At 71.0% G+C, this 22,335-nt stretch carries 22 protein-coding genes; 14 read left to right on the top strand and 8 right to left on the bottom strand.

The genetic code is table 11. The annotated features are described in order from the left end of the window. Window positions 1–510 precede the first annotated feature (510 nt). On the bottom strand, window positions 511–777 hold the full coding sequence (locus ACGFYH_RS34670) for a hypothetical protein (protein WP_393807141.1): 267 nt from the start codon (window positions 775–777) through the stop codon (window positions 511–513). A gap of 267 nt (window positions 778–1,044) precedes the next feature. Between ACGFYH_RS34670 and ACGFYH_RS34665 the strand changes: the two genes are divergently transcribed. Further along, window positions 1,045–2,049 carry a hypothetical protein gene (locus ACGFYH_RS34665; protein WP_393807140.1) on the top strand — a complete coding sequence of 335 codons (1,005 nt, stop codon included), beginning with the start codon at window positions 1,045–1,047 and terminating at the stop codon, window positions 2,047–2,049. A gap of 35 nt (window positions 2,050–2,084) precedes the next feature. Here ACGFYH_RS34665 and ACGFYH_RS34660 read toward each other — a convergent pair whose 3' ends face one another. After that, the gene (locus ACGFYH_RS34660; RefSeq protein ID WP_393807139.1) at window positions 2,085–2,828 is read right to left on the bottom strand and encodes a TIGR02391 family protein; all 744 of its coding nucleotides are present in this window, start codon (window positions 2,826–2,828) and stop codon (window positions 2,085–2,087) included. Window positions 2,829–3,467: 639 nt separating this feature from the next. On the opposite strand from ACGFYH_RS34660, the gene ACGFYH_RS34655 reads away from it, so the two are divergent. The 7 genes from ACGFYH_RS34655 to ACGFYH_RS34625 all read left to right on the top strand — a co-directional run bounded on the left by ACGFYH_RS34655 (window position 3,468) and on the right by ACGFYH_RS34625 (window position 9,165). Then, on the top strand, window positions 3,468–3,746 hold the full coding sequence (locus ACGFYH_RS34655) for a hypothetical protein (protein WP_331753524.1): 279 nt from the start codon (window positions 3,468–3,470) through the stop codon (window positions 3,744–3,746). An 8-nt stretch (window positions 3,747–3,754) separates the two neighbouring features. Further along, the gene (locus tag ACGFYH_RS34650) at window positions 3,755–4,684 is read left to right on the top strand and encodes a helix-turn-helix domain-containing protein (RefSeq protein WP_393807138.1); all 930 of its coding nucleotides are present in this window, start codon (window positions 3,755–3,757) and stop codon (window positions 4,682–4,684) included. Between the two features lie 140 nt (window positions 4,685–4,824). Next, complete coding sequence (locus ACGFYH_RS34645; RefSeq protein WP_393807137.1) at window positions 4,825–5,793, top strand: PIN domain-containing protein; 969 nt, start codon at window positions 4,825–4,827, stop codon at window positions 5,791–5,793. Continuing rightward, window positions 5,790–6,629, top strand: a complete 840-nt coding sequence (locus ACGFYH_RS34640) for a hypothetical protein (RefSeq protein WP_393807136.1) — start codon at window positions 5,790–5,792, stop codon at window positions 6,627–6,629. The genes ACGFYH_RS34645 and ACGFYH_RS34640 overlap by 4 nt, the downstream gene beginning before the upstream one ends. A gap of 179 nt (window positions 6,630–6,808) precedes the next feature. Continuing rightward, complete coding sequence (locus ACGFYH_RS34635; protein WP_393807135.1) at window positions 6,809–7,606, top strand: hypothetical protein; 798 nt, start codon at window positions 6,809–6,811, stop codon at window positions 7,604–7,606. 357 nt (window positions 7,607–7,963) lie between these two features. Then, the gene (locus ACGFYH_RS34630) at window positions 7,964–8,905 is read left to right on the top strand and encodes a hypothetical protein (protein WP_393807134.1); all 942 of its coding nucleotides are present in this window, start codon (window positions 7,964–7,966) and stop codon (window positions 8,903–8,905) included. Next, window positions 8,902–9,165, top strand: coding sequence for a hypothetical protein (locus ACGFYH_RS34625; protein ID WP_393807133.1), 264 nt, complete (start codon window positions 8,902–8,904; stop codon window positions 9,163–9,165). The genes ACGFYH_RS34630 and ACGFYH_RS34625 overlap by 4 nt, the downstream gene beginning before the upstream one ends. Window positions 9,166–10,046: 881 nt before the next feature. Here the strand turns inward: ACGFYH_RS34625 and ACGFYH_RS34620 are convergent. Next, window positions 10,047–10,853: a hypothetical protein gene (locus ACGFYH_RS34620; protein ID WP_393807132.1), complete on the bottom strand. Its 807-nt coding sequence runs from the start codon at window positions 10,851–10,853 to the stop codon at window positions 10,047–10,049. Between the two features lie 476 nt (window positions 10,854–11,329). Between ACGFYH_RS34620 and ACGFYH_RS34615 the strand changes: the two genes are divergently transcribed. The 3 genes from ACGFYH_RS34615 (at window position 11,330) to ACGFYH_RS34605 (ending at window position 14,359) form a co-directional block, all read left to right on the top strand. Continuing rightward, window positions 11,330–12,262: a hypothetical protein gene (locus ACGFYH_RS34615; protein ID WP_393807131.1), complete on the top strand. Its 933-nt coding sequence runs from the start codon at window positions 11,330–11,332 to the stop codon at window positions 12,260–12,262. After that, the gene (locus ACGFYH_RS34610; RefSeq protein ID WP_393807130.1) at window positions 12,220–12,417 is read left to right on the top strand and encodes a hypothetical protein; all 198 of its coding nucleotides are present in this window, start codon (window positions 12,220–12,222) and stop codon (window positions 12,415–12,417) included. Before ACGFYH_RS34615 ends, ACGFYH_RS34610 begins: the two co-directional genes overlap by 43 nt. A 259-nt stretch (window positions 12,418–12,676) precedes the next feature. Further along, window positions 12,677–14,359 (top strand): hypothetical protein, encoded by a 1,683-nt coding sequence (locus ACGFYH_RS34605; RefSeq protein WP_393807129.1) that lies wholly within the window; start codon window positions 12,677–12,679, stop codon window positions 14,357–14,359. An 80-nt stretch (window positions 14,360–14,439) separates the two neighbouring features. On the opposite strand, the gene ACGFYH_RS34600 is transcribed toward ACGFYH_RS34605, so the two are convergent. Then, window positions 14,440–14,964, bottom strand: a complete 525-nt coding sequence (locus ACGFYH_RS34600; protein WP_393807128.1) for a hypothetical protein — start codon at window positions 14,962–14,964, stop codon at window positions 14,440–14,442. Window positions 14,965–15,266: 302 nt separating this feature from the next. Beyond that, window positions 15,267–16,208, bottom strand: coding sequence for a hypothetical protein (locus ACGFYH_RS34595; RefSeq protein WP_393807127.1), 942 nt, complete (start codon window positions 16,206–16,208; stop codon window positions 15,267–15,269). A 371-nt stretch (window positions 16,209–16,579) separates the two neighbouring features. Here ACGFYH_RS34595 and ACGFYH_RS34590 point away from each other — a divergent pair, with 371 nt between their 5' ends. Both ACGFYH_RS34590 and ACGFYH_RS34585 read left to right on the top strand, forming a co-directional pair. Then, complete coding sequence (locus ACGFYH_RS34590) at window positions 16,580–16,855, top strand: hypothetical protein (protein ID WP_225625763.1); 276 nt, start codon at window positions 16,580–16,582, stop codon at window positions 16,853–16,855. Beyond that, window positions 16,855–17,253, top strand: coding sequence for a hypothetical protein (locus tag ACGFYH_RS34585; RefSeq protein ID WP_393807126.1), 399 nt, complete (start codon window positions 16,855–16,857; stop codon window positions 17,251–17,253). Before ACGFYH_RS34590 ends, ACGFYH_RS34585 begins: the two co-directional genes overlap by 1 nt. Window positions 17,254–17,407: 154 nt before the next feature. On the opposite strand, the gene ACGFYH_RS34580 is transcribed toward ACGFYH_RS34585, so the two are convergent. The 3 genes from ACGFYH_RS34580 to ACGFYH_RS34570 all read right to left on the bottom strand — a co-directional run bounded on the left by ACGFYH_RS34580 (window position 17,408) and on the right by ACGFYH_RS34570 (window position 20,252). Then, complete coding sequence (locus tag ACGFYH_RS34580; RefSeq protein WP_393807125.1) at window positions 17,408–18,256, bottom strand: hypothetical protein; 849 nt, start codon at window positions 18,254–18,256, stop codon at window positions 17,408–17,410. A 242-nt stretch (window positions 18,257–18,498) separates the two neighbouring features. Next, window positions 18,499–19,773, bottom strand: a complete 1,275-nt coding sequence (locus tag ACGFYH_RS34575; RefSeq protein ID WP_393807124.1) for a helix-turn-helix domain-containing protein — start codon at window positions 19,771–19,773, stop codon at window positions 18,499–18,501. A 122-nt stretch (window positions 19,774–19,895) separates the two neighbouring features. Continuing rightward, a complete protein-coding gene (locus ACGFYH_RS34570) occupies window positions 19,896–20,252 on the bottom strand; it encodes a hypothetical protein (RefSeq protein ID WP_393807123.1) in 357 nt (118 codons plus the stop codon). On the opposite strand from ACGFYH_RS34570, the gene ACGFYH_RS34565 reads away from it, so the two are divergent. After that, window positions 20,148–22,235: an FG-GAP-like repeat-containing protein gene (locus ACGFYH_RS34565; RefSeq protein WP_393807122.1), complete on the top strand. Its 2,088-nt coding sequence runs from the start codon at window positions 20,148–20,150 to the stop codon at window positions 22,233–22,235. The genes ACGFYH_RS34570 and ACGFYH_RS34565 overlap by 105 nt on opposite strands. Window positions 22,236–22,335: the final 100 nt, after the last annotated feature.

The raw sequence follows: 22,335 nt of genomic DNA, 5'->3' as shown, positions 1-22,335 counted from the left end.
CCCCGCGGAGCGGGTAAAAGCCTGCTGCGCAGGCTTCCAGGGAACTCCCGCGCTGCGCGCGGGAGTTGGAGCGAAGCCCCGCACTGCGTGCAGGTGACGAAGTGAAGCTCCTCGCGTTGCGAGGAGTGGGCTCTGCGCTGCGCTCCGAGCCCTGTGTTTCCTTCCGTCAGAACTTTGGTCATATCCGCAGTTTGGGTGAGTGCCCTTCCGGCTCTCCGCTTCGCTTCGAGCCGGTGGCTCCCTCGTCGCTGCGCTCCTAGAGGGAGCCTTGAGGGTCCGTTCGCTGCGCTCCCGGACTTGGCCCGCATGCGCGGGCGGCTGGCTACGGGGGTGGGAGGTGGGGCCGGTCGTTGCCTTCGGTGAAAAAATTTCCGATGGATCCGGATTTGGGGCTGGTGCCTCTCGGCGTGGAGATCGGGATGGTTGCGCAGCGGGGTGCGCGAGTGGGTGTGGTGATGTCAGTTCCGGTTCGCTGCACAGACATCCAGGCTGATACTGCCGTTCGTGTCGTCAGTCTCGGGGTGTGTACCAGGGCACGAGGCGCAGCAGGAGGTCGAGGGTGTGGCGGGCGGCTGTGCGGGTGGCGGTGGTGGGGGCGAAGGCCGCGGCGAGGGCGAGGGTGGCGGTGGTTACGCCCAGCGCGGCTGTGAGGACGAGCAGGATGCTCGCCGCGTGGCCGCGGTGGTGGAGGGCGCTGGCGATGAGGAGGGTGAGCAGCGCGGTGGCGAGGCCGGCGGCGGCCTTGGTTCGGATGCGGTTTCGGTGCTCTGGGGTCATGGCGGGCCTGCTGTCTGGGGTTGGCGGATGTCTGGGTGGTGCCGAGAGCAGTGAGCCAGAACCGCAAGTCCGCAGAAAGTTGCACCTCTCGGGGTTGTAATGGTGGGCATGGCACGAGGAGCGCCGAGTCCGGCTGATCTGCAGGTGGTCCGTGAACTGGCCGCGCGTGGAGTGACGGTGACGGCAAGCCAGTTGGAGAGCTGGCGGCGGGCGGGACTACTGCCGCGGCATCGGCGGCGAGGTCTCGGGCGGGGCCGGGGGTCGGTGGTGGACGCGGTCGATCCGGTGGTGGTGGAGAGCGCGGCGGTGCTGGCGCGTCATCTTCGCCAGGGGCGGGATCGGCGGCTGGCGGTGCTGGAGTGGTTCGCCGAGGCGGGCGCGGCTGCGCAGCCGGGGACGGTGCGGGTGCCGGAGCCGCCGCTGGCGGCGGTGCGGGAGGCTGTGGTCTGGGTGCTGCGGGGCACGGTGTCGCATCGGCTCTTGGAGCTCGCACGCGGTGCGGCGGGGGCGGGTGAAGAGGCCGCCGATGCGCTGTATGAGGTCGCCGGCCGGCTACTGGCGGCACATCCGTACCGCGGGTCTGCGGACCCCGCCACGGTGCGCGCGGCGCTTGAGGCCGATAAAGACGTGGACGTGCCGGACGGGCCGGACTTCAAGGAGGTGGTGCACCTGGTCGCGGCGATCGGCCTGGGGGCGCAGGAGGTGGGCGGGGATGCGCTGGCCGAGGCGTTCGGCGCCTTCGCCCTGTTCGGGCTGACGGCCGAGGACTGGACACAGATGCTGGGCGCGGCTGAGCGCGGGGAAGGTCCGCCGGTGGACTGGGGGCTGCTCCAGCAGCGCGCGGACGTGCTGGAGCCGGTTCAGCAGGCCAGCGATGAGCAGTTGCTGCGGGCCCGGACGGTGCTGCTCGGGCTGCGGATGTTCTACGGGTTGCACGCGATGCACGCCCTGTTCATGCCGGACACTCCGGCGCTGGCCGCGCTGCGGGCGAAGATCGACGAGCTGGGTGTGTTCCCCATCCTGGACCACGTCATCGCCCTGAGTTCCTCCCCCAGGCACTTCGCCCAGGGCCTGGCCATCGGCCTCGATCCGCTCTTCGACGGGCTCTACGAGACGCTCATGGAGCAGCTCGCCGCCGACTCGGCCCTCTTCCAGATCCCCGGCGACGAGACCGGCGCGGCCGGTTTCATGGACGCGTGGACCCGCACTCTGCGCGAGCAGACCGCAATGGCGCGGAAGCGAGCGGATGCGAGTTGTGAGGAGCCCGTGTAGGGCCGGCCGGGGTTGGTGTCCAGTCCGGCCCGGGTCTACGTCGTTGGCACGGTCTGGCGGCGCTTGGCCCGCTCGACCTGGCGCAGCAAGAGGTCGGCGAACTGGATGATCTCTGCCGCCTCGATCGGGTCGTCGAAGTTGACGGTGCGGTGGCTGGCAGGGTTCTTGTAGGCGCCCATGGCGCCGGCGAACAGGTTCGCGGTGGCCGCCTGCTCGCCGCCCTCAGCCTCCGCATCGGCGAGCGCGCCGCCGGCCTTGCCGTTCTCGTGCGGCCGGAACGCTTCTCGCATCAGCTTCACGCCGACCAGCGAGTTGTCGAGTCCGGCGGCGTCGCGGACGGCGACCTCGACCGCCTTCATCGCGGCGAAGCACGCCGTCTCGTAGTCACCCAAGTCGAAGTTGGTGCGCACCGTACCCTCCAGATCCGGGTGGAGCGGGCCGGACAGTCGTTCGCGGGCCTCGAACCGCGTGATGCCCTGCGGGTCCTTCGCCAGGTCCCTGCCGTCGCGGGAGATCCGGCGGAAGGCCTCGGACTGGCTGGGCTCGCGGGCCAGGAGCGCCTGAGCCTCCAGCCAGCACCAAGCGTCGGACAGCCGGTTCACGAGCGCGGCCGCATCCGGCTCTTCCTGAAATGCCTGCCGAGCCGAGTTCATGGTGCTCGCGTACTGCAGATATCCGGTCCCGGTAGCGAGGTGCTGCAGGAGAAGGAGTGCGACATCCCGCGTGGGCAGCTGCCGGATCTGCTCTGCCGGAACCGGCGGTATGTACTGGAAGTTCATGGGCCACAACGCTACGGCGCAGCACTGACACTCCGCGGCCGTGCAGGCGGAGCAGGGGCGGGCCGTATGAAACTTCGGCGGGAGGCCGCGCGCAGATTCGTCGCACGTGCCGGGCCGAGGGGCGGCCCGATTCGGGAACTCACGCGGAAGTCGGCACCGGTGACGGTGCCGACTTTCGTGTCGGCGGGCGCGGGCCAACGCGCCTGCCTGGGGTCCTGAAGCGGTTTTGGGCTTGCGACCAGGAGCTGTCAGGAGGCGACCAACCGCAAGAGCTGTCGGAGGCGTATGGGGAGCACTGTCTTGGTGAAGGGGTCTAGGCCGCAAGTCTGCTGGAACAAAAGGTGGGCTGCCGCAGGCGTGGCATCCGTTCCCTTCGTCGCTTGCAGGCCTGGTTGCGCGGGACAGGTGCTTTGCAGATTCTGTGGCTGGTGCGGAACACCAGTGAGGCTACGATTTCCCATATCGGGCAAAGCGCCCACGGAGACGAGGCGCGCTGAGGTCGGGCGTGGAAGGCTGTGAGTCCGCGCAGCCCGCACCACGGGGCAGGGCCAACTGCCCCTGAGCTGCGCCACCTTGCGACCAGAATTCGGTCCCGGCGCGTCCGCCGGCAGGCCCCGTCAGGACGGATCCCCCTGCACCATGAACAATGCCCCTGTTCCCCGCCCCGCCACAGCGGCCCCGGCCTGTGGCTGTGGCGCGGCCGGACGCTTCGGTCCCACGCACGCGTTGATCCTGCTGGTCGCCGTCCTGGGGCTGGGCAGCGGCCTGTTCCTCGCTGGCACCCAGCTCAGCATCGTCTTCGCACTGCTGGGTGGCCTGGGGGCGATCGGCGCGGCCACCCTCACCGCGGCCGGCGGCGGCCGCCGCCTGGTGACGGTCCTCATCGAGGCCGCCGTGCGGTCCTCCGCGGGTAGGTAGTGAAGGCCGTGACCCGTTCCCCCTTCACCAACTCCCCGGACAGCCCCTTCACGGCCCTCGCCGAGCATCTCGCAGGCCTGCGCCGGGCCGCTCGACTGACCCAGCGCGCCCTGGCCCAGGCCGCCAGCATCTCCCGAGGCACCGTCCAGCGCGCCGAGTCCGGCGCAGCGGCGCCCTCTCCCGCCGTCCTTGACGCCTATCTACGAGCGTGCCGGGCCAGTGCTCCCGACCAGACCAGGGCCCGACTGCTGCGCAACCGCGGCCGCACCGAGCAGCGCGGCCGGCTCCGCTCTCTCAACGCGCCCAAACCTGCCCTCATCCACAGCGAGGACGACCTCGGTGCCGCGCTGGCCGCGGAGTACGAGCGGGCCGGCGCACCCTCCCTGCGCGAGCTCAGCCGAGGGGTTCCCCACCGGCCGCCGCTGCCGCCCACCACCGCCTGGCGGATCGTGCACCGCAAGGGCCTGCCCGCCAGCCTCGAGCAGCTCGTCACGTACCTGACCGCCTGCGGCGTCAGCCCGGCACAACAGCGCCTGTACGCCGAGGCCTACAACCGCTTCACCGCCGTCCGGGGAGTACGCGTGACCCCTGCACCCCCACCGCGGATGACCCACTACACCGACAAGATCAGCCCCCGGTTCAGGAACCTGCTCGACTCCATGTCCGCCGACGAGGTCGAGACCGCCCTCACCATCGGCGTCACCCAGGTCGTCGCTCAACACGTCCGGCGCAACGGCGCCGCCCTGCCCGCGGACGTCGATCCCGTCTTCTTCACCTACGACCTGCTCTTCGCCGAAGACGACGCGTTCTACACCCGCTACCCCGAGGGCAACGCGCAGCTCTTCCAGCGTCGACACCCGCCTGAGGCTGCCCTGCGCCCCCGCCTCCCCGACAACGGTCTGCGTCGGCTCTCGTCCCCCCGACACACGCGCTTTTGAGCGGATGCGCTGATCTTCCGCAGCGCGCCCTTCACCCCCTGGGGGGCGCTGCCCGACTCGAACGGGGTTCAGATGCCGGCCGCTGGCAGGATGGGCCCGATGGGGCGCACCGAGTCCCATCGGGGGGAGAGAACAAGGACATGCTGAGAGCCGGAACGACCTGCGCCGAGGCGATCAATTTCCTGGATAACGATCTCGTGGCCGGAAGCATGAACGACGTCTCCACCCGGATCCCTCCCATGATGAGAACGGGCGCGGATGCCAAGGTCGAGATGCGGGCCGTGCGCGCGCGGTACGACGAGTGGACCTGGAAAGCCGCCGAGGAGCTCAACCGGCGGTTCACCGACCGGGCGATCGCAGGACAGCTCCGTGCGGGCCGTTACCGGGCGATCCTCACCGCGCCGCTGGACGAGGCCCGGCTGATGATGTACGCGGAAATCGTCGAGCTTCAGGACTACTTCAGATCTGTGGCCAACCGGGTGCGTGCCATGCAGGAGCGGTACGGGCGTGCCGGTGCCGTGCGTTACGCGGTGCTGGATACGAACACCACGCTGCACTTCATGCGGTTCGACAAGGTCCCCTGGCAGAAGGTGTTCGGGAAGGGCACCGCGGTCATGGTGCCGCATGTCGTGGTCGACGAGATCGACACCAAGAGCTACCAGACCGGGGACAAGAAGATCTCCCGGCGGGCGCGCGGGGTGTTCCGGCTGCTGGAGTCGGTGCTGGAAGCGGGGCCGGAGAAGGCGATCACGGACGACGGAACCTGCGTGTTCATCGCGGACGATGAGCCTGGACACGCACGCCTTGCTGTGCCGGACGACGAGTTGGTGGCCTCGGCACTGCGTCTGCACCAAGCCGTCGCTCCTGCGGAGGTGGTCGTCGTCAGCCGCGACATCGGCGTACGGACCCGGGCCCGCACCTGGGGGCTGCCTGCGCGGCCCTTGCCCGACACGTACCTGATCGAGGGCGGCGAGCTTCGCCGGCAGGAACTGGAACAGGCAGCCGCCGAGCTCATGCCGGGTGGGGGCGTACCAATGCAGCCCGAATCGCAGGAATCGGCCGCATCCTCCCCCGACTCGGCGGCACGTCAGGCAGGGAGCGGCTCATGAACGGACAGCACGGGCAGGACGGGCGGGGCCGCCAGGACCGCGCGGACGCGGTGGACCGCGAGATGGCCGCACACCTGCTGCCCCGTCCCGTTGTACGGGCGCTGGGCCGCTGGTGGGAGACGAATGCGGCTGCTTACGCGGACGGGACACCCGGCGCGCACACGATCCGGTACACGCCCGGCCGGTGGGCGCAGATCACCCCGTGGCCCAAGGCGCTGGCGCCCACCTCCGCAGGCGGTGACGCTGCGGTCAGCCGGGCGGAGGTGGCCTCGGCCGTCGCCGACGCGCTGCGGCGGGAGGCGTTCCGGGAGGCGCTGGTCGCCACCTATGTGTGGGGCAAGGGAAAACGCGGCACCCCCGGCGGCAGCGGACCGTCGACCCTCCACAAGATCCTGGCCTTCGACGGCCTCGACGCGGCACTGGCCGCCGCGGTCACCGCATTACACGAGCACGGGGCACCTCAGGCGTACGCGGCGCTCCAGGGGCAGGTTCCCGGGCTCGGGCCGGCCTTCTTCACCAAGTTCCTCTACTTCACCGGTATCGCCATGCCGCCCGCCCGCGGACCGCGGCCGCTCATCCTCGACCGCGTGCTGTCCAGGCGTCTGCGGCAGCTGGCCGCTGTCGTCGGCCGTGACAGCGGCCATGACGTGGACGGCTCGATCGCTGCCTGGGTGTGGTCGGACGGGAACTGGTCGCCCCACCGCTACCGGGTCTACCTCTCCTTCATGCACGCCGCCGCCGACCATCTGGCCGCAGATGACAGCTGGCCGTCCGGCGCGGCCCCCGACCTCCTCGAATGTGCGCTGTTCACCACCGCCTGGGAGACATCCGGCTAAGCGGCACCGCAACCGAGAGCGGGCAGAGGCGCTGCTGGCGTGCTCGGTCAGTGGGCCTGGGCAAGGCATCGGCAGGGCCACCCAGTAACTGGTTCCCCGCGTGCCTGGTTGGCGGTGTCTGTACCTGGTGGCTTTCGTCTTTCGGTGCTGTGTCAGTGCCGCGTGCCACACTGCCGGCCATGTCGCTCGCTGATCTCACTTTCGACCTGTGGCGGACCTTCGACGAGGTCACCGCCCGGCGGATCGCCCAGAAGGCCGCTGACCACGTGGGCGGCCGGCTCTCACACGTCGAAGCCACCGAACACCTCGGCGCCCCGCTGCACCGCGCCCTGGTCGAACGGGGCGGGCAGGAGTTCGCGCTGATACCCGGAGGCCGGGTGTCCCTGGGCTTCGACCTCAACACCTGGCAGCCGACCGCGCAGCAGGCGGCCGACTACGCCGAGAGCCGGAAGCAGGGTTACGGCTACGGGCCGGATCTGCGGACCCACCTCGAGCGGATACTCAGCGCTCCCCGCAGCGTCCACCTGGACACCGTCCTCATGGCCGTGGAGGACGAGACTCTGACCGAACCCCCGGCCGACATACCGGCTGTCCTCTCCGCCCGTGGTGTGCGGATGCCGAGCCCTGACGAGTGGGAACACGCCTGCGGCGCCGGGGCGGGCACCCTGTTCCGGTGGGGCGACGACTGTCCTCTCGACCGCATCCCCTACGGGGACGACACCGGCCCGCACAACGAGCTGAACGCCTTCGGCCTGCACATCGCCTACGACACCTACCGCGCCGAGCTGACCAGCGATGTCACCGCGGTCCACGGCGGCGACGGAGGCGAGTCGGTGTGCGGGGGCTACGGCCACCTGCTGGCCTGGCTCCCCCTGGCGACCACCAACCGCAACCCCGACATGGCCGAGTTCGCGTACGGACCCGACGGTGAGGGCCTGTACGACAACTTCTCCACCCGCCCGGTGCTCACGCTCTGAGCGACCGCGTGCGGGGCGCCCCCGGTCGACGACCAACTCGTGGACTCGCCCTCCCTCCCCGTGGTGAGGGCAAAGAGCGACTGGCTCGCCGACTACCTGGAAACGTCCACCGGTCCCCGCTCGGACTGGAATGGGCGAGGGCGCAGAAGCCACTGTGGTTACTGTGCGCCGATGCAGGGTTCTCGGGCACGGAAGCGAGCGCGGGTTTGGCGACATTCATGCCCGTCGGCTGTTGCTGCTGGCTCGCCGCCTCCGCGAGCTGTGATGTGTATCACAGGATGATTCGGGGGGTGCGTGTCGGATCGGGTCCGCGGCGGGACCGAGAGGAGAAGGATTTTCCACGACAAGGAGGCACCCATGGCCACCGAGGACCCGACGCCCAGTTACACCATGGTCGAGGATGACTGCTCCGTCCAGAACGATCTGACGGAGCGGATCAGCCAGTTCAACTACGAGTCCAATACCGGCGCCGCAGTCATGGCCTTGTTCCCGGCCCAGTGGAGCGGGAGCGCCGGCGATACCGTGACTCTCCGGGAGGACGGGAGTATCGCCCTCGACATGGACGGCACGTTCGACCTTCCGGAGCCGTTCGACCGTGTCGCCCCTCCCACGCTGATCACCACCACGACCGGTATGGCGGTACTCAAGGCCGGCCACCCTGCCAACCAGACCATTGAGTCGGGGTTCCGGGCTCTGAACATCCCGGTACCCGAGGTGATCCAGGCGCTGAGCGCCCGCGAGGCCGCGCTCGCCGGCGACGGACCCACGATTCACTCCTTCACGGCGGAGGTGCTGGGGAGGTGGAGCGGATGGAACGAGCCGGTCTCCACCGCCCTGCTCGGCAACTGGGCGGACTCTCTCTACGACCAAGGGCACCTCACCCCTGATGCCTTGGACATGCTGAGGTCACAGGCCAGTGTCATCCACCGGCAACTCACCCCGGTCTGGCGCCGCAAGGTCAACCAGTCGCGGCTGCTGCTGCTTGACACCCCGCTCGGCGACGGGCTGACCCTGTACGACCTGGTCTGCGGACAAGCCGCCGTCGGCCCCGGCTTCGAGACCGGCTTCGAGGACTCGCGCCTGATCGAGATTCTGAAGGCCCTCTCCCCGGCCGAGCGAGCGGTGACTCTCGCTCTCGGCGCCCGTGGGGTCACCACCTGGGCCGAAGCGGCCATGGCCGCAGGTGCTGCGGAGCCGGAGAGGCAGGGCGAAAGGGTCCGCCGGAAGGTGAAGCGGCTTGCTGGGCGCATCACCGGCAGCTCGCCCGCGGCCGAGGCGGCCACGATGAGCGGCCGATGAGCACCCCTGCCGCTGTCGCAGCCCGCCCGGCCTGCCGCCGGGAGGTGGTGTTGCGGATCGCCCTGCCGAGCATTCCGGCCTGCACCGCGGTACTCGGCACCGGCACCGGCAGCGGCAGCGGCAGCGGCAGCGTCGGCGCGGCCCTGGTCCACGGCGCCATCCCGGAAGCATCCCTGCTCGTGTGGCCGCTCGTGGTCCTCGCCCTCGGCACGATGGCGTACGACGTCGGGCTCCGTGCCCTGCGCCGCCGCGACGGCTGACCACGCTGCGCACGGCCACGAGGTCCCTCCCGGGCCAAGGTGCGTGCGCCCACCCCGAGCCCTGGCGCACCCTGGGCCTGGCGCTCTCGGCGCTGGGCCTGGGCCCACGTAGTGCTCGGCCGGCTCCTGATTGTGCTGAGCCTTCGCGCCCGCCGCCTCGGCGGCGGGCGCGGGCAGGCAGGGGCGCGGGCAGGCAGGGGCCTCAGTCGCCGTCCTGCGGGGGACAGTCACTCAGTGGCTCTTCAACGGCCGTCGCACGGGTCGTCACCCACAGGCATCGGCTTGGTGTCGGCCGCCAGGCAGGAGGAGTACACCCGCGGCGGAGTGGGCTGCGGCTGTGGTTCCGTCGCGTCGCTCACGGCGATGACCCTCACACCGAAGGCCTACGCCGGCACCGGCGTCCAAGCCGTCCACCCCGACCAGTAACCACCAGCCGCCCGGCGGCAGACCGACACGATCGGTCGCGTTGACCCGGGTCTGGCCTGCCGCGACCTGGCAGCACGAAGACCCGGTGCTGCTCCCGCCGGGAGCAGCACCGCTCGCCCGGCACCGGACGCTCCACGTACGCCGCTGATCCGCGGCTGTACTCCGAGATGGTCGCCGAGGACCGTCGGCTTAGGCTGGCTGGATGAGGCCTACCGCTTCGGCGGATGGGAACTGACCAGCCCGGGTAGCGAGCAGCTCCTCACGGACTTCTTCACCGAACTCCTCACGCGGCACAAGAAGCCGGTCGTGTGAACGAGTGTCCTCCCCGGGGCCTGGGCTCGGGGCCGAGCTTGTCATCCGTGTCCGGCCCAGTTTCGGGAGGACAGCGGTGCCCGGTCTCACCACGGGCCGGCAGCGGTCGCTGAAGCAGCGGCACCGGGTGGTTCCGTTCATCGTCACTGCCGGGGCATGAACCGGTCGATCAGGTAGCGGACCGCACTCGTGATCGCCTGAACCCGGAAGTACGCCTCCCCGGCGTCCGACGTACCCGGGTGAGGGCCGTTGGTGTGGGTGATCCACCACAGCCCTCTGATGAAAGCCCCGCCGTTCCGTTCAGGAAGGTGACCCTGATCGATCAGGTACGCCAGGGCGGGGCCTCCGTCGCCCTGCTTGGTGGAGGTGAAGTTCCGGCTCGTGGCGACGTGGACGATGACGGCCTCGAATGTGGAGCGCATTTGCCCGTTTGCCGCTTCGAAGCGCTGTTCCACGAGGTTGTCCACCGCCTGCCGGTAGAGGTTCTTCGCCACCGTCATCCCGAGCCGGTCGAAGTCGGCCTCCAGTGCCGTGATCTGGTCACTGAGCGGAGCCTTCGGCTCGTCCAGGGGCAGCAGACGAACACTCGTTAGCTCTCCCGTCGGGGTGTAGTCGGTGCGCAGGTCGAAGCCGTCGGCGCGGAGGGCCTCGCGCAGCTGCCAGAAGGGGGTGTCCGGGAGGACGGCGTACGGATCGGCAGGGGCCACGCGTTCGGCGACCAGTCGGACGAACTCCGCGAGCCCCTGGCGCGCGGCCGAGTCGCTGGGCGCGGCTTTGCGCTTGGCCTCGTACATCGTGTCGGTAATCAAGTCCTGTTTGCTGTACGGGGATCGGGGGGCGTAGCCGTCGATCCCGGCCTTCATCAGGAGCAGTCTCAGGTCGGACTTGGAGAACACGTTCTTGGCGATCTCAGCGGCGCAGCCGAGAACGGGCGAGGAGAGCAGGCGCATGCGGCAAGCCTGCCTGGTGGCTGTTGCCGTTGTCTCCTGCTTTGTCCCGGGCACCGAGCCGGGATGGCGGCGCACCGGAGGGCGGAGCGCTGCCTCGCCTCCCACCACCCCGGCCATATGGTCCCCCGAAGACAGGGCCGGACAGATGGCCGGTCAGGCTGGTGCCCGAGCGGGTGATTGCCCTCCTGGCCACGGTTGTCGCCATCAGGGCGCGCGAGTGGATGCGGGTGAGCTGGCCCGCGAGAAGCGGCGCGAGCGCCAGCCGGAGCTGGTGGCCGAGATGGGGGCCGAGGTTACCCAGGCGAGCAAGGGGGTTACTGGCGGGCACCGGGTCCGCCAGTGCGCCGCGCCGGCAAGCGTCCGCGGGGCGCGGGTGGACGGGGGTACGGTCACGGCAAGGCGGCGCCGGTGACCGTGCGGGACCACTCAGGAGCAGGGCTCGGCCAGGCGTCGGCGCAGCAAAGGAGTTGGCGGCCGTGGTGCTGCAGTCCCGGTGGGCGCAGCCGTTCGACGTGTGGGCGGCCGTCCGGCGGGCGTGGAGCGGTGTCCGGGACCAGGGCGGCGGTGCCGAAGCGGCGCGTACGGCGGCCATGCGGGCGGTGAAAGAAGTCTGGGGCGGGGCGCGGGTGCGTGATGTGACGGCGCTGCCGGTGCCGGCCCTCGTGGCGGGTGCCGGGTTTGCTTCTCCCGCGCAGTGGGCTGACGCGGAGTTCGAGCACCGGTGGCAGCAGTACGTGGCGGACTGCTGCGACAGGCTGGAGGAAGCATTGGGGGCGGCCACGGGTGACGCCGGCACCGGGCGGCAGCTGTTGCTGGTGAGCGGCTGGCCGCTGAACCGCAAGCAGGATGCGGAACTGGCCTACCTGGCCCAGTATGAGCAGCACGGGCCCGCCGTCCCGTTCGGTGGCCGCCGCGTCGGCTACGGCGTCGAGCCCGGCCACGCTGTCGTGCTCGCCGTCCCCCGCTTCGCCGCCCGGCACGCCGCCGGCCACACTCTCGATGACCGGCAGCGGATCACGCTCGGGCCGGAGCTTGTGGCGGGCAGCACCGGGCCGGATGAGCGGGACGTGCTGGCGCTGCTGCGCGGTGCCTATCCCTATCTGCCGGCGGACGCCGAGGGCGACGGGGCGGGCGCCAGGCCCACGGCCATGGTGACGACGGCCCGGGCGGTGTGGCGCGCTGCCCAGCTCGGGCGACGGGGCGCCTACAGCGGGCCCGACTCGATGGAGGTGTACAACGACCTGGTCGTCGGCACGTACAGCTGGGTCCCGACGACGAGCACCCCGGCCCCGCAGCCGCCGAGATGGAGAACCTGCCCGTCCACTGGCCCACGGACTGGACGCTGTGCCTGGACGTCGAGTGCGGAATGCGTGACGAGACCGTGCTGCACCGGCTGTACGGCACGGTGACCTCCTACGCGCCCGGCACCGGCCGAGTGGGGTTCTCCCCCACGGGCGGCCACCCGGCCATCCCGGTGCCCGTCCACCGGATCGTCGCGCTCACCGGCGTCCGGCACCGGCGCACCGACGGACAGGTCCCCGCCCACGAGCCGTACGAAGAGTAGAAGGCCGTCCGCCTCCACCGCGAGGGAGTCGCGTTGGCGCCGATCCAGGCAACAGGCCGGGTTTTGCACCGAACTCCTCGCACGGCACCAGAAGCCGACGCTGTGAACCGGCGCTCCGCCCGCCCCGGCCCGGGGGGTGCGGCGGTGCCACCTGGCCTGAGCGGTTCGGCCCGTCATGGGCGCGAGGCGTAGCGCCGGCGAGGGTGTCAGTGCCGGGTGGGATCATCGCTTGGGGTGTCTGCGAGGGCAGGGGGCCGTTGTGGCGGTGGAGTGGGACCGGGTCGGACAGCCGGGCTTCGACCGGATCGTCGAAGCGCTGGTACAGCGCATGTATGACGCATCCGCGCGCGTGGAGGCGGTGAACGGGCGCGGCGGGGACGACGGCATCGACATCAAGGTCACCCACGGGTCGCGGGTGCGGATCTTCCAGTTGAAGTACTACCCGGACGGTTTCCCGACCACGGCGCACAAAGGGCGCCGCAAGTCGATCAGGCAGTCGTTCACGCGGGCCGTGCAGCACCAGCCCTGGGAGTGGATCTTGGTGGTGCCGTGCACCCTGACCACGGCGGAGCGGGAGTTCGTCACCTCGCTGGCGGCCGGACAGGCAGTACGGGTCGAGGTGTGGGACCGGGCCAAGCTGGACGGGCTGCTGGCCACACACGCCGACCTGGAAGCCTCCTTCACCCGGGATCAGCTGTTCGAGGCGGCGAAGGTCTACGGGCAGGAGCGGGCGCTGCTCATGGACGGGGTGCGGGATGTGAGCGCCCGGGTGACGGCGCTGGGACGTCAGGCCGACGGGCTGGACGACCACTGGACGGTGGACTTCGCCCGCCAGGGCAAGACGGTGGTGCACACGCTGCGGGCAAAGCACCCGCGGGCGCACGAGGTCTCCCCCGTGGAAATCACCCTGACGGGCAACGGCCCTCTGACGCCCGACCTGGCCCAGGCCGTGCGGCGCAGCCTGGGTTTCGGGCTGCCGGAGGAAGTGGTTCTGCCGCGCGGGGCGGTGGAGAGCCTGACGGTCAGCGGGCCGGAGTGGCTGTCCGGGGAACACCGGGACGTCGAGGTGCGGTGGCAGCCGGCGGACAAGGTTCCCCTGGCCGAGACGGCGGTGGAGGTGGCCTTCCTCGACGGCGAGCACGTCACCGCCTGCTACCCGGGGACGCTGGCACATGTGGGGCGGGGCAGTGTAGGCCGGTCCGTCAGGGTGGATCTGGCGGGTGGCAGCCTGGAATTGATGATCCCTGCGGCGTCCGGTGCTTCGGCTTCGCTGCGGTTCACGTTTTCGCTGGAGAAGCTGGAGCCCGCGGCCGGGCTGCGTCTGCTGCGGATCTATGAGCGCATCGCGGCTGGCGGTGCCTTCGAGGTCCGGGCGAGCGCCGGGGTCATCGGCGGCGGCGAACTGCCGCCGCGCCCCGAGGCTGCGCGCCAGGAGGCGGCCCAGCTGCGCAGCTACATCGAGGATCTGGAGGCGGTGCAGCGCCACTGCGAGCAGTACTTTCCCATTCCGGACGAACTCACCCCGGCCGACCGGATCGCCCTGCGCATGGCGCGCCTGCTCATCCAGGGGCACTGCGTGGCCTCCCCGTTCCTGACCCGAGCCCGCTTCACCCTGAACGGGCAGGGCTCCCCCACGCTGCGGTCCCTGCTCAGCGGCGAGCCCCACGCCGTGCGGGGCAGTATCGCCGCGTTCGCTCTCACCCTCGCCGGAAGGCACCTGGAGCTGGGCCCGGTGCACTTCTACCACCCTCACGTCACCGTCGAGACGGAAGACGGCCGGCGGGCGCTGGCCGCGCTGGGGGCCGGGCGCGGCGAAGGCTGCGACGTCACCGTACGGCCCGTCGGCGGCGAGTGCTTCCGGCACCTGCTGCGCGATGCCGCACCCGGTAGCGGATGGACTCCCGTGCCGCTGGAGCTGCCCGGCTTCACCGAACCCCGCTGAGGCCGTGCACTGCCGATGGCCTCGCTGTTGGATGCGGGCGGGAGTCGTCCCGTGCGGCCGTGTGGCCTGGGAGAGGGTCGTCAGCCGCCGTCGCGGGCGATCCGTCTGCCGATGGCGGTCCAGACCGGCTCGGCCGCTTCCTCCGGCACGGCGCCGGTGAGGCCGTCGAGGTGCTCGACGGCCTCGCGGGTGATGTAGCGGTCGGTGTCCGGGGATTGCAGGTAGCGGCGCAGCAGATCTGGGGCGAGGTCCTGGCGCTGGAGGTAGGCGGCGAGGGTGCCGACCAGCAGGTGGTTGTGGGCGAGGGCGTCGGTCAGGGCGTACAGGACCAGGCGCTGCCACTGCCTCATGTCATCGCCGTGCAGGGTCTGCAGGTGCTGGGCTCGGGCGAGGTAGGCGTTGATGCGGCGGCAGTGGTGGGCCACCAGGGCCAGCAGCTCCGGTGGCACCTCCTGGCCCGCCGGGCGCGGGGCGGGCTCGACCGTGCGGGGTTCGGGTGCGGGCGGCAGGATGTCGCGGATCTGTTGCAGGCCCGTGGTCTGCTGCGGGCCGTGGGGGATTTCGCTGCGCCGCTGGGGTCGTTTACGGGGGTAGGTGGGGGTCATGGTCGTGCCGTCCCTTGCGGCCGGTCCCACGATCCGGCGCCTGCTGGGCGGCCGGTGCCGCCACGGCGGGGCGCTGTGAGTGACGCGGCGCGTCTGGGGCCTACCTGTCCGCGTCGGTCGTGGGCTGACGCGGCACTCGGCCGGGCACCGTCACAGCGCGGGCAAAGAGGCGGCACCAGCCAGGACAACGACAGTCGTCCCGCCGGGGTCACGGTGCTGCGGCACCGGTCTGCCGGGCCCCGGTTCGGGTGCGGTGTGAGGGCTGGCAGCCGAAGGGACGCGGCTCGGCGTGCCTGATGGCATTACTCGTCGTCCATCGACCGGAGATGTTCGGTGAATGCCTCGTCCTCTGCGGCGCCCGGGGTGCGGATGTAGGTGCACACCAGGCACTGTCCGTACCCCACCCGGCCAAAGACCGGGTCGAGGCCCTCGACGCAGAACGTCTCGTGCCCGCAGACGGGGCAGGTGTCGAGGTCGTGTCCGCCGGGGTTGTGCTTCGGGTGGTAGGCGTTGGGGTTGGTCACGTTCTCGGCGCGCCGGGCGGCTTCTTCCCCGCCGATGTGTTCGAGGTATTCGACAGCTCGTTTCTGGGAGGCCGTGTCCTCTTCCTGCGCGAGCCGCTGGATCCGGTCCTGCTGTTCTTCTCCGATCACGCCGAGGCTCCGGTGACCGTCGAGGGCCAGCAGGGCCTCGATATGGCTACGCTGCAAACCTCCGGCACCGCGGCCGTGGCGGGCTGCCTGACTGGCCTCGATCCCGTCCTGGAGCGTGCGCACATCGATCCGGGTGTGCGACGAGAATCGCGGCGCCTGGAAGAGCGAGTCCGTGGCGCCTTGGGGGATCTCCGGCATCAGATCCTTGTCAGGGACAAGGACGATGCCGTCCGTGGCAGGCACGTGTTCCTCGATCAGCCTGAGCAGCGCGCTGGCCGACCGGACACGTCCATTGCGGTCCAACTCCTCTCCCGGCCACTCCGAAGCGACGATCGCGGCCACGGCGTTGGACAGCGCCTGATCGAAGACGCCCTCCCGGCCGGCCATCCACGGAGCGAAGGGATCATCACCTGTCGGAGCAGGAGCGGCGAACGGGTCCGCTTGTTTCTCGAGGTCGGCGGCTACGGCACGCTCGTGCCGTGTCTCGCGCAGCTCCGCGGCCAGCACGACGGCGCACCGCGCGAATTCTTCAGCTCGCTGATCCCTCATGGAGAGCATGGTGCCGTGTGCCACCGGACTCAGGTAGGCCACCTGCGGCTGAAGGCTCCCGTCCCGGCTCGGGGGTTACACGGGACGGGAGCCCTACGTCCATCTTCCTCGCGGTACGGGCCGGACACACGGCCAGCACGCTGGTCCGACGTCCGGTGTGGCGCGAGCCCGACCATTTACTGCCGAGAGCACAGGCCGAGCGGACCCGGGCCTTCCCCAGCAGCGCCGGGTCCAGGCGGCCCATTGATGCAGCACCACCGGGCCCTGAGCCCGCACTTCAAGCGCGCATTTCGCGTACCGGGTGTGCGCAGAGGGCGTGCCTCGACCCCGCATAGTGCGTGCACGCAGGGACGCCTACGGGCCCGCCACTCGTTCCTCTACCAACAGTAGAGGAACGCGGTAAAGTGAGGAACATGGCAGCAGACGAGACGAGCATCAAGGTGAGCACGGCCGCGCGGGACCGGCTCGCCCAGCTGGCGGCCGAGCACGGCACCACCATCCGCAGCCTGGTAGAGGACCTCGCGCAGAGCACGCCCACGCAGGCCGAGTACGCCGAGCGTGCCGAGCTGGCCCGTGCCGAGCTCACCTCCGCCCTCGGCAGCGCGCCGAGCCCGGAGGCCGAGGCGAAGGCCCGGGCGCTGCTGGAGCGCCTGGGCGGCGCTACGCACAGCCCGCGGGCGGCCGCGTAGTGGCGGGAATCGCGGTCGTCCTGGACCACACGACAGCCGCGGCACTGTACGACCCGAAGGACCCGTTCAACGAGGCCGTCGCCGCGTTCTACGTGCAGGCCTCCGGAGGACTCGGCGACCTGTACGCGCCGGTGCTCTCCCTGACGGCCGGCGACGCCGAGCGGCCGGGCTTGCTCGGCTACATCAAGGGGCTGCGGTTCATCCGGATCGAGGCGTTCGACACCGACGCCGCGGTCACCGCCACCGAGCTGCTGCGGTTCGGGCACTCCTGGGCCGCCGTCCACGCCATCCACGCCGCCCGCCCCTCCCCCGCCCACCCCAGCGGCCGGTTCCTCCTCACGCTGACGCCGAAGGCGTACGCGGGCACCGGCGTCCAAGCCGTCCACCCCGACCAGTAGCCGTCATCCACCAGGCCGGCTGGCCGACGGAGAGCGACAACTCCCCCGGCCGGATGGACAGCGGCGGCCGCGCTCCTGGCCTGCGCGGGCGGCAGCGCCGGGTGTGCTGGGGCCGGGCGGTTCGTGCGGCGGCACGACGAGATAGACCCCGCGGTCAGGCGGCCGTGTCCAGGGCGCGGTGGAGCAGCAGCGCGAAGTGGCGGGGGTGGGGACAGGTCTCGGTCATGGAGAGTTCCATCCCGGAAAGGTCACTGCCGCCGTCGTGAGGGCTGGCCGGGGGCATGAGGTACCAGGCTGCGTCCGAACGTTGCAGTGTCCAGGCGGCATTGTCGCGGCTGGTCAGTTCGATGTGGCAGCCGCAGCCGTCCTGAAAGTCCTGGTGGGCAGAGTGCGTGCCATGGGGCGGACGGCAGCCGGGGATGAGGGTGGCGCTGTCGCCGAGCAGGCCGGCCAGCTGGGTGAGAGTCTCGTGGGTGTTGGTGGGCATCACCGCGGTGCAGGGCGTGGAGATGAGAATGTCCACCGCCTCCTCACAGGCCCGTACATCGATAGCGCCGACGGCCTCCTGTCCCGCCGCACCCAGTGTGCTCTGCGCGGTGCACAGGCGCTCGGCCTCCCCCACCCCGTCGTGATCGGGCTCTGCGATGTCTCCACGCTCGGCCATGACATCCAGGAGCCTGTCGAGCTTCTCAAGCGCCGTACCGGCCGCGGTGATCTGGGTGAACAGGGCGGAGACGGTCACTGCGACCTGCTGCGGCGTGTACAGCGCCCAGGGGTCCTCCAGCGCGGCCGCGAGCCCTTCGGCTGCTTCAGCCCCCGCGACCGCCAGAGCGATGGTCTGGCCAGGGTCTTGGGTGCCGTGCTCGGCGAGCAGGCGCACTTCCTCGCACACGGCGTCGATCAGGCCCCGGTCGTCCGGCTCCTCGTAGCGGCGCCACAACGGCTGTTGTGCCTGGGCCGGCTGCGTCATCGCTCTCACCCGCGTCTTCTCGTCTTCGGCCATTGCTGTCGTCCTCCTCAACGAGCCGGGGCAGTGAGAGTGACCCCAGCCGCGAGTGGATGCTCTGGCTGCGGCCGGTCCGCCCGGGCTGCGCGGGCGGCCGCCGCGGAGAAGAGCGCGCCCGCTCTCCTCCCCCGCCTCGGCGGCGGGCCGTCCCCCTGCGGCACCGACGACGCCCCTGCGCCGGAAGCGGGCGAGGCTGGAGCCGCTGTGGCGGACGTAGGCGGCCGGGCGGCTGACAGCCTTCAGTCGAGGCCGAACTGGTTGGTCAGGTCGGTGAACAGTTCCTGCGCGCTGTTCTGGAGGGCTTCGTCGGTGTCAGCGGGGAGCAGGCTCGCGGTGACGGGCTGGATCGTGTGCGGGCACCGGGCGCCGTCGGGCACGGAGGTGAAGCCGGGGTGGTCCACGGTGACGGGGATCAGCGGTACGGCCTTGTGGAGGCCGGTGGTGACTGTGGCGTGGAGCAGCAGGCTGCTGTCGAGGCGGAGGTGGCGGGCGAGCTGTGAGGTGAGGATGCACAGGTCGCGGCAGCAGGCGTCGAGGGTGTCCTGGTGCACGAAGAGCCCGGCGGGCAGGTGGTCGTCGTCGCGGAAGTGGTCTCGTGAGGTTCGGAAGGTGAGGTTGGCGGCCAGCACGACGGTCCCGTCGTCGTGGAGTTCGGCGTAGGTCTCGCGTCCGGCGCGCAGTCCCAGGGTGCTGAGCACCCAGCGGCGCAGGCCGGGGCGCGGGTTGCTGACGCCTGCGAGGCTGGCCAGGGCTGCGGGGTTCAGGCGGCTGTCGGGGTGCTGGGCTGCGCGGTTGTGGGCCTGGGCGGTCACGAAGCGGGCGCTGTCGCGGGTCGTGCGGGTGGCGGAGCGGGGCAGCGGGCGTTCGGGCCGGGCGACTGCGATGAACCAGGCGGAGGCCTCCCGCTGCTGCTGGGTCACTGTCTGCCGGGTGTGGTCGACGAGCTGGCGGAGGGTGTCGTCGGTCTGCGCGGCGCGTGTGAAGCGGTCGCGGTAGGCGCGTTCGAGCTGGTGCTCGGCCATCCACGCGGTGTGGTCGCGGTCGCGGTAGGGAGCGACGGCGGCCTGCTGGTCCTTGTCGCGGGCGGCGGTGCCGTAGACCAGGTGCGGGGCCATGGGGCTGGCCGGGACGTCGGCTACCAGCACGCTGTGGGTGCGGTCGGGAGAGGTGAGGGTCGTGAAGGTGAGGCCGGACAGGTAGGGGTGGACGTGGTTGCGGATCCACTGGGCGTACTGCTCAGGGTTCACCGCGGCCGGGTCGATGCCGGTCAGCTCGCACGTGGTGTCCTGCACCCCGAAGATGATCAGTCCGCCGCGGGTGTTGGCCATCGCGGCGACGTCCTTGGCCAGTTCGTTCCACCGTCCCTCGCGCGGGGGCTGGGGAAGGGGTTCCTTCCAGTCCAGGTCGTCGGACTCCGCCAGGCGGTCGGCAGCAGCCTTGGCGACCATGTCGAAGTCCAGGGGGCCGGGCGGCACACCGAGGTGCTCGTGCAGTCGTGTCCAGGAACGGGCCATGCACGGCACCCTATGGCGGTGCGTGGGCAAGCGGCGGGCCCTGCCTCTTTCTCGGCGAACGGCTACGGGACGGGCGAGGGCGGCCTTCGCCGCCCGGGTCGCCCCCGCTCCGGGCCGCCGTGTCAGCGTGATGCCGCTGCCGAGGGCCGTCGAGGTACTGGGCTCGCCTCCGGTGCCGTCCCCTGTGCTGCCGGCTGTTCGGCGAGACGGGCTGCCTGTTCGAACAGGCGCAGCAGGGCGTCCTGGACGTCGGTGATCTGGTCGATGCGGCGCAGAAGTTCGGCGTATTCCTCCGTCGGCATGTGGGTCCGACCGGCGTCCGCGGTTGCGGCTCGGGCTACGGGGAGGGGGTTGGTGACGAAGGTGCCCAGGCCGTGGACGGTGTGGACGAGGCCTTCGTCGCGCAGGACTCGCACAGCGACGCGGGCGGTCATGTTGGCGATCCCGTAGTCCTCTTCCAGGACGCGAGAAGGCGGCACCTGGTCGCCGGGTCCCAGTTGCCCCGTGAGGATTTGCTGGCGCAGGACATCGTCCAGGAGGCCATCCCGGTGCCCGTTCACCGGATCGTCGACGACATCGTGACGATGCTCGACTCCCTCGAGCGGGCCCTGGCCACCCAGCGACCCACTCTGTCCGACCCCTTGGGTAGGGTGCCCTCCTCGGACGGCCGGAGCCCTGCGAAGCGCGGCGTTGCCGCCGTCACGGCGATCCTGGGGGGATCCATGCGGGCAAGAATTGTCCTTCGGCGGTACATGAGTGCGGGCCTCGCCGCGGCCGTGCTGGCACTGGGAGGGGCCGGGGTCGCGGGTTCCGCGACCGAGGCGCGGGCGGCGGAGCCGCAGCAGCGCATCGTGTACACGGAATCGGCGACCGTCGACGGCGTGCTGACGTTTTCTCTGGTGTCGATGAACGCCGACGGTTCCGACCGGCGGACCCTGGTGCCGACCGGAGACGGACTGCCGCGGGGCAAGTACGTCAGCCCGGTCTTCTCGCCCGACGGGCGGCACCTGGCGTTCATCAGCGAGGACGGGTTCGGGGACATCTGGGTCGCCGACCCCGACGGCAGCGGGGCACGGCCCGTCGTCATGGACGTCCAGGACCCCGACGGGTGGGTGGACCAGCTCGCCTGGGGCCCGAACGGCGACATGCTCTACCTGGGCTTCCAGTCCAAGCCCGGCCACGACCGCCGCCGGCTGATGAAGGTCAACCTCGACGGCAGCGGACTCGACTACGTGCTGCCCGACCAGCCGTACGTGTTCGACGGCCAGCCCTCGGTCGCCCCGGACGGCATGCTGGCCTTCCTCCGCGGCGGCACCATCCAGGTCTACGACCCGCGCCAGGGCGGTACGCCCACCCCGCTGACCTCGGGCCTCCAGCCCGCGTACTCGCCCGACGGCACCAAGCTCGCCTTCACCCGGCAGGCGGCGTCGAGCGGGCCCCAGGTATTCGTACGCGACCTGGCCAGCGGCCAGGAGACCCAGATCACGGACGACTCCGGCGGAGTGATCTACCCGTCCTGGTCGCCCGACGGCAACCAGCTCGCCTACCTCGCCGGCGGCACGGACATGCGTCTCACCGTCCATTCCGCCACCGCTGCCGGGGGCCCGGGCACAGCGATCACGAGCGATGACGTGCAGGGCAACGGACGTCCCGCCTGGGTCATCCCCGCCCGCACTTCCAGCCCCGGTGATCTGACCGGTGACGGCAAATCGGACCTGCTGGCCCGCGACAGTGCGGGCATCCTGTGGCTGTACCGGGGCACGGGCAGCACGTCCGCTCCGTTCGCGGCCCGTACACGGGTCGGCGGCGGCTGGAACGCGTACGGCTCGTTGACCTCGGCCGGTGACCTGACAGGTGACGGCAAGCCGGACCTGCTGGCCCGCGACAGTGCAGGCGTGCTCTGGCTGTACCGGGGAACGGGCAGCGCATCCGCTCCGTTCGCAGCCCGCACGCGGGTCGGCGGCGGCTGGAACACCTATAGCTCGCTGGCGTCGGCCGGTGATCTGACGGGTGACGGCAAGTCCGACCTGGTCGCCCGGGACAGTGCGGGCGTCCTGTGGCTGTACCGCGGGACGGGCAGTGCGTCCGCTCCGTTCGCAGCCCGCACGCGGGTCGGCGGCGGCTGGAACGCGTATGGCTCGTTGACGTCGGCCGGTGACCTGACAGGTGACGGCAAGCCGGACCTGGTCGCCCGCGACAGTGGCGGCGTCCTGTGGCTGTACCGGGGAACGGGCAGTGCGTCCGCTCCCTACGCGGCCCGCACGAAGATCGGCGGCGGCTGGAACACCTACAGCTCGTTGACCTCGGCCGGTGACCTGACAGGTGACGGCAAGCCGGACCTGGTCGCCCGCGACAGTGGCGGCGTCCTGTGGCTGTATCGCGGGACGGGCAGTACGTCCGCTCCCTACGCGGCCCGCACCAGGATCGGCGGCGGCTGGAACACCTACAACGTGCTCAGCTGAACACGGGCTCGGTGGCCCTCGCCGGGCGGCCCGGGGGGGGCGGGGGGGCGGGGGGCCCCCCCCGGGGCCCCGGGGGGGGGGGGGGGGCCGCGGGGGGGGG

The organism is Streptomyces sp. NPDC048392 (assembly GCF_043200575.1).
Taxonomy (GTDB): domain Bacteria; phylum Actinomycetota; class Actinomycetes; order Streptomycetales; family Streptomycetaceae; genus Streptomyces.
The sequence above is the reverse complement of the archived record's forward strand: the minus strand, read 5'-3'. Positions and strand labels throughout refer to the sequence as shown.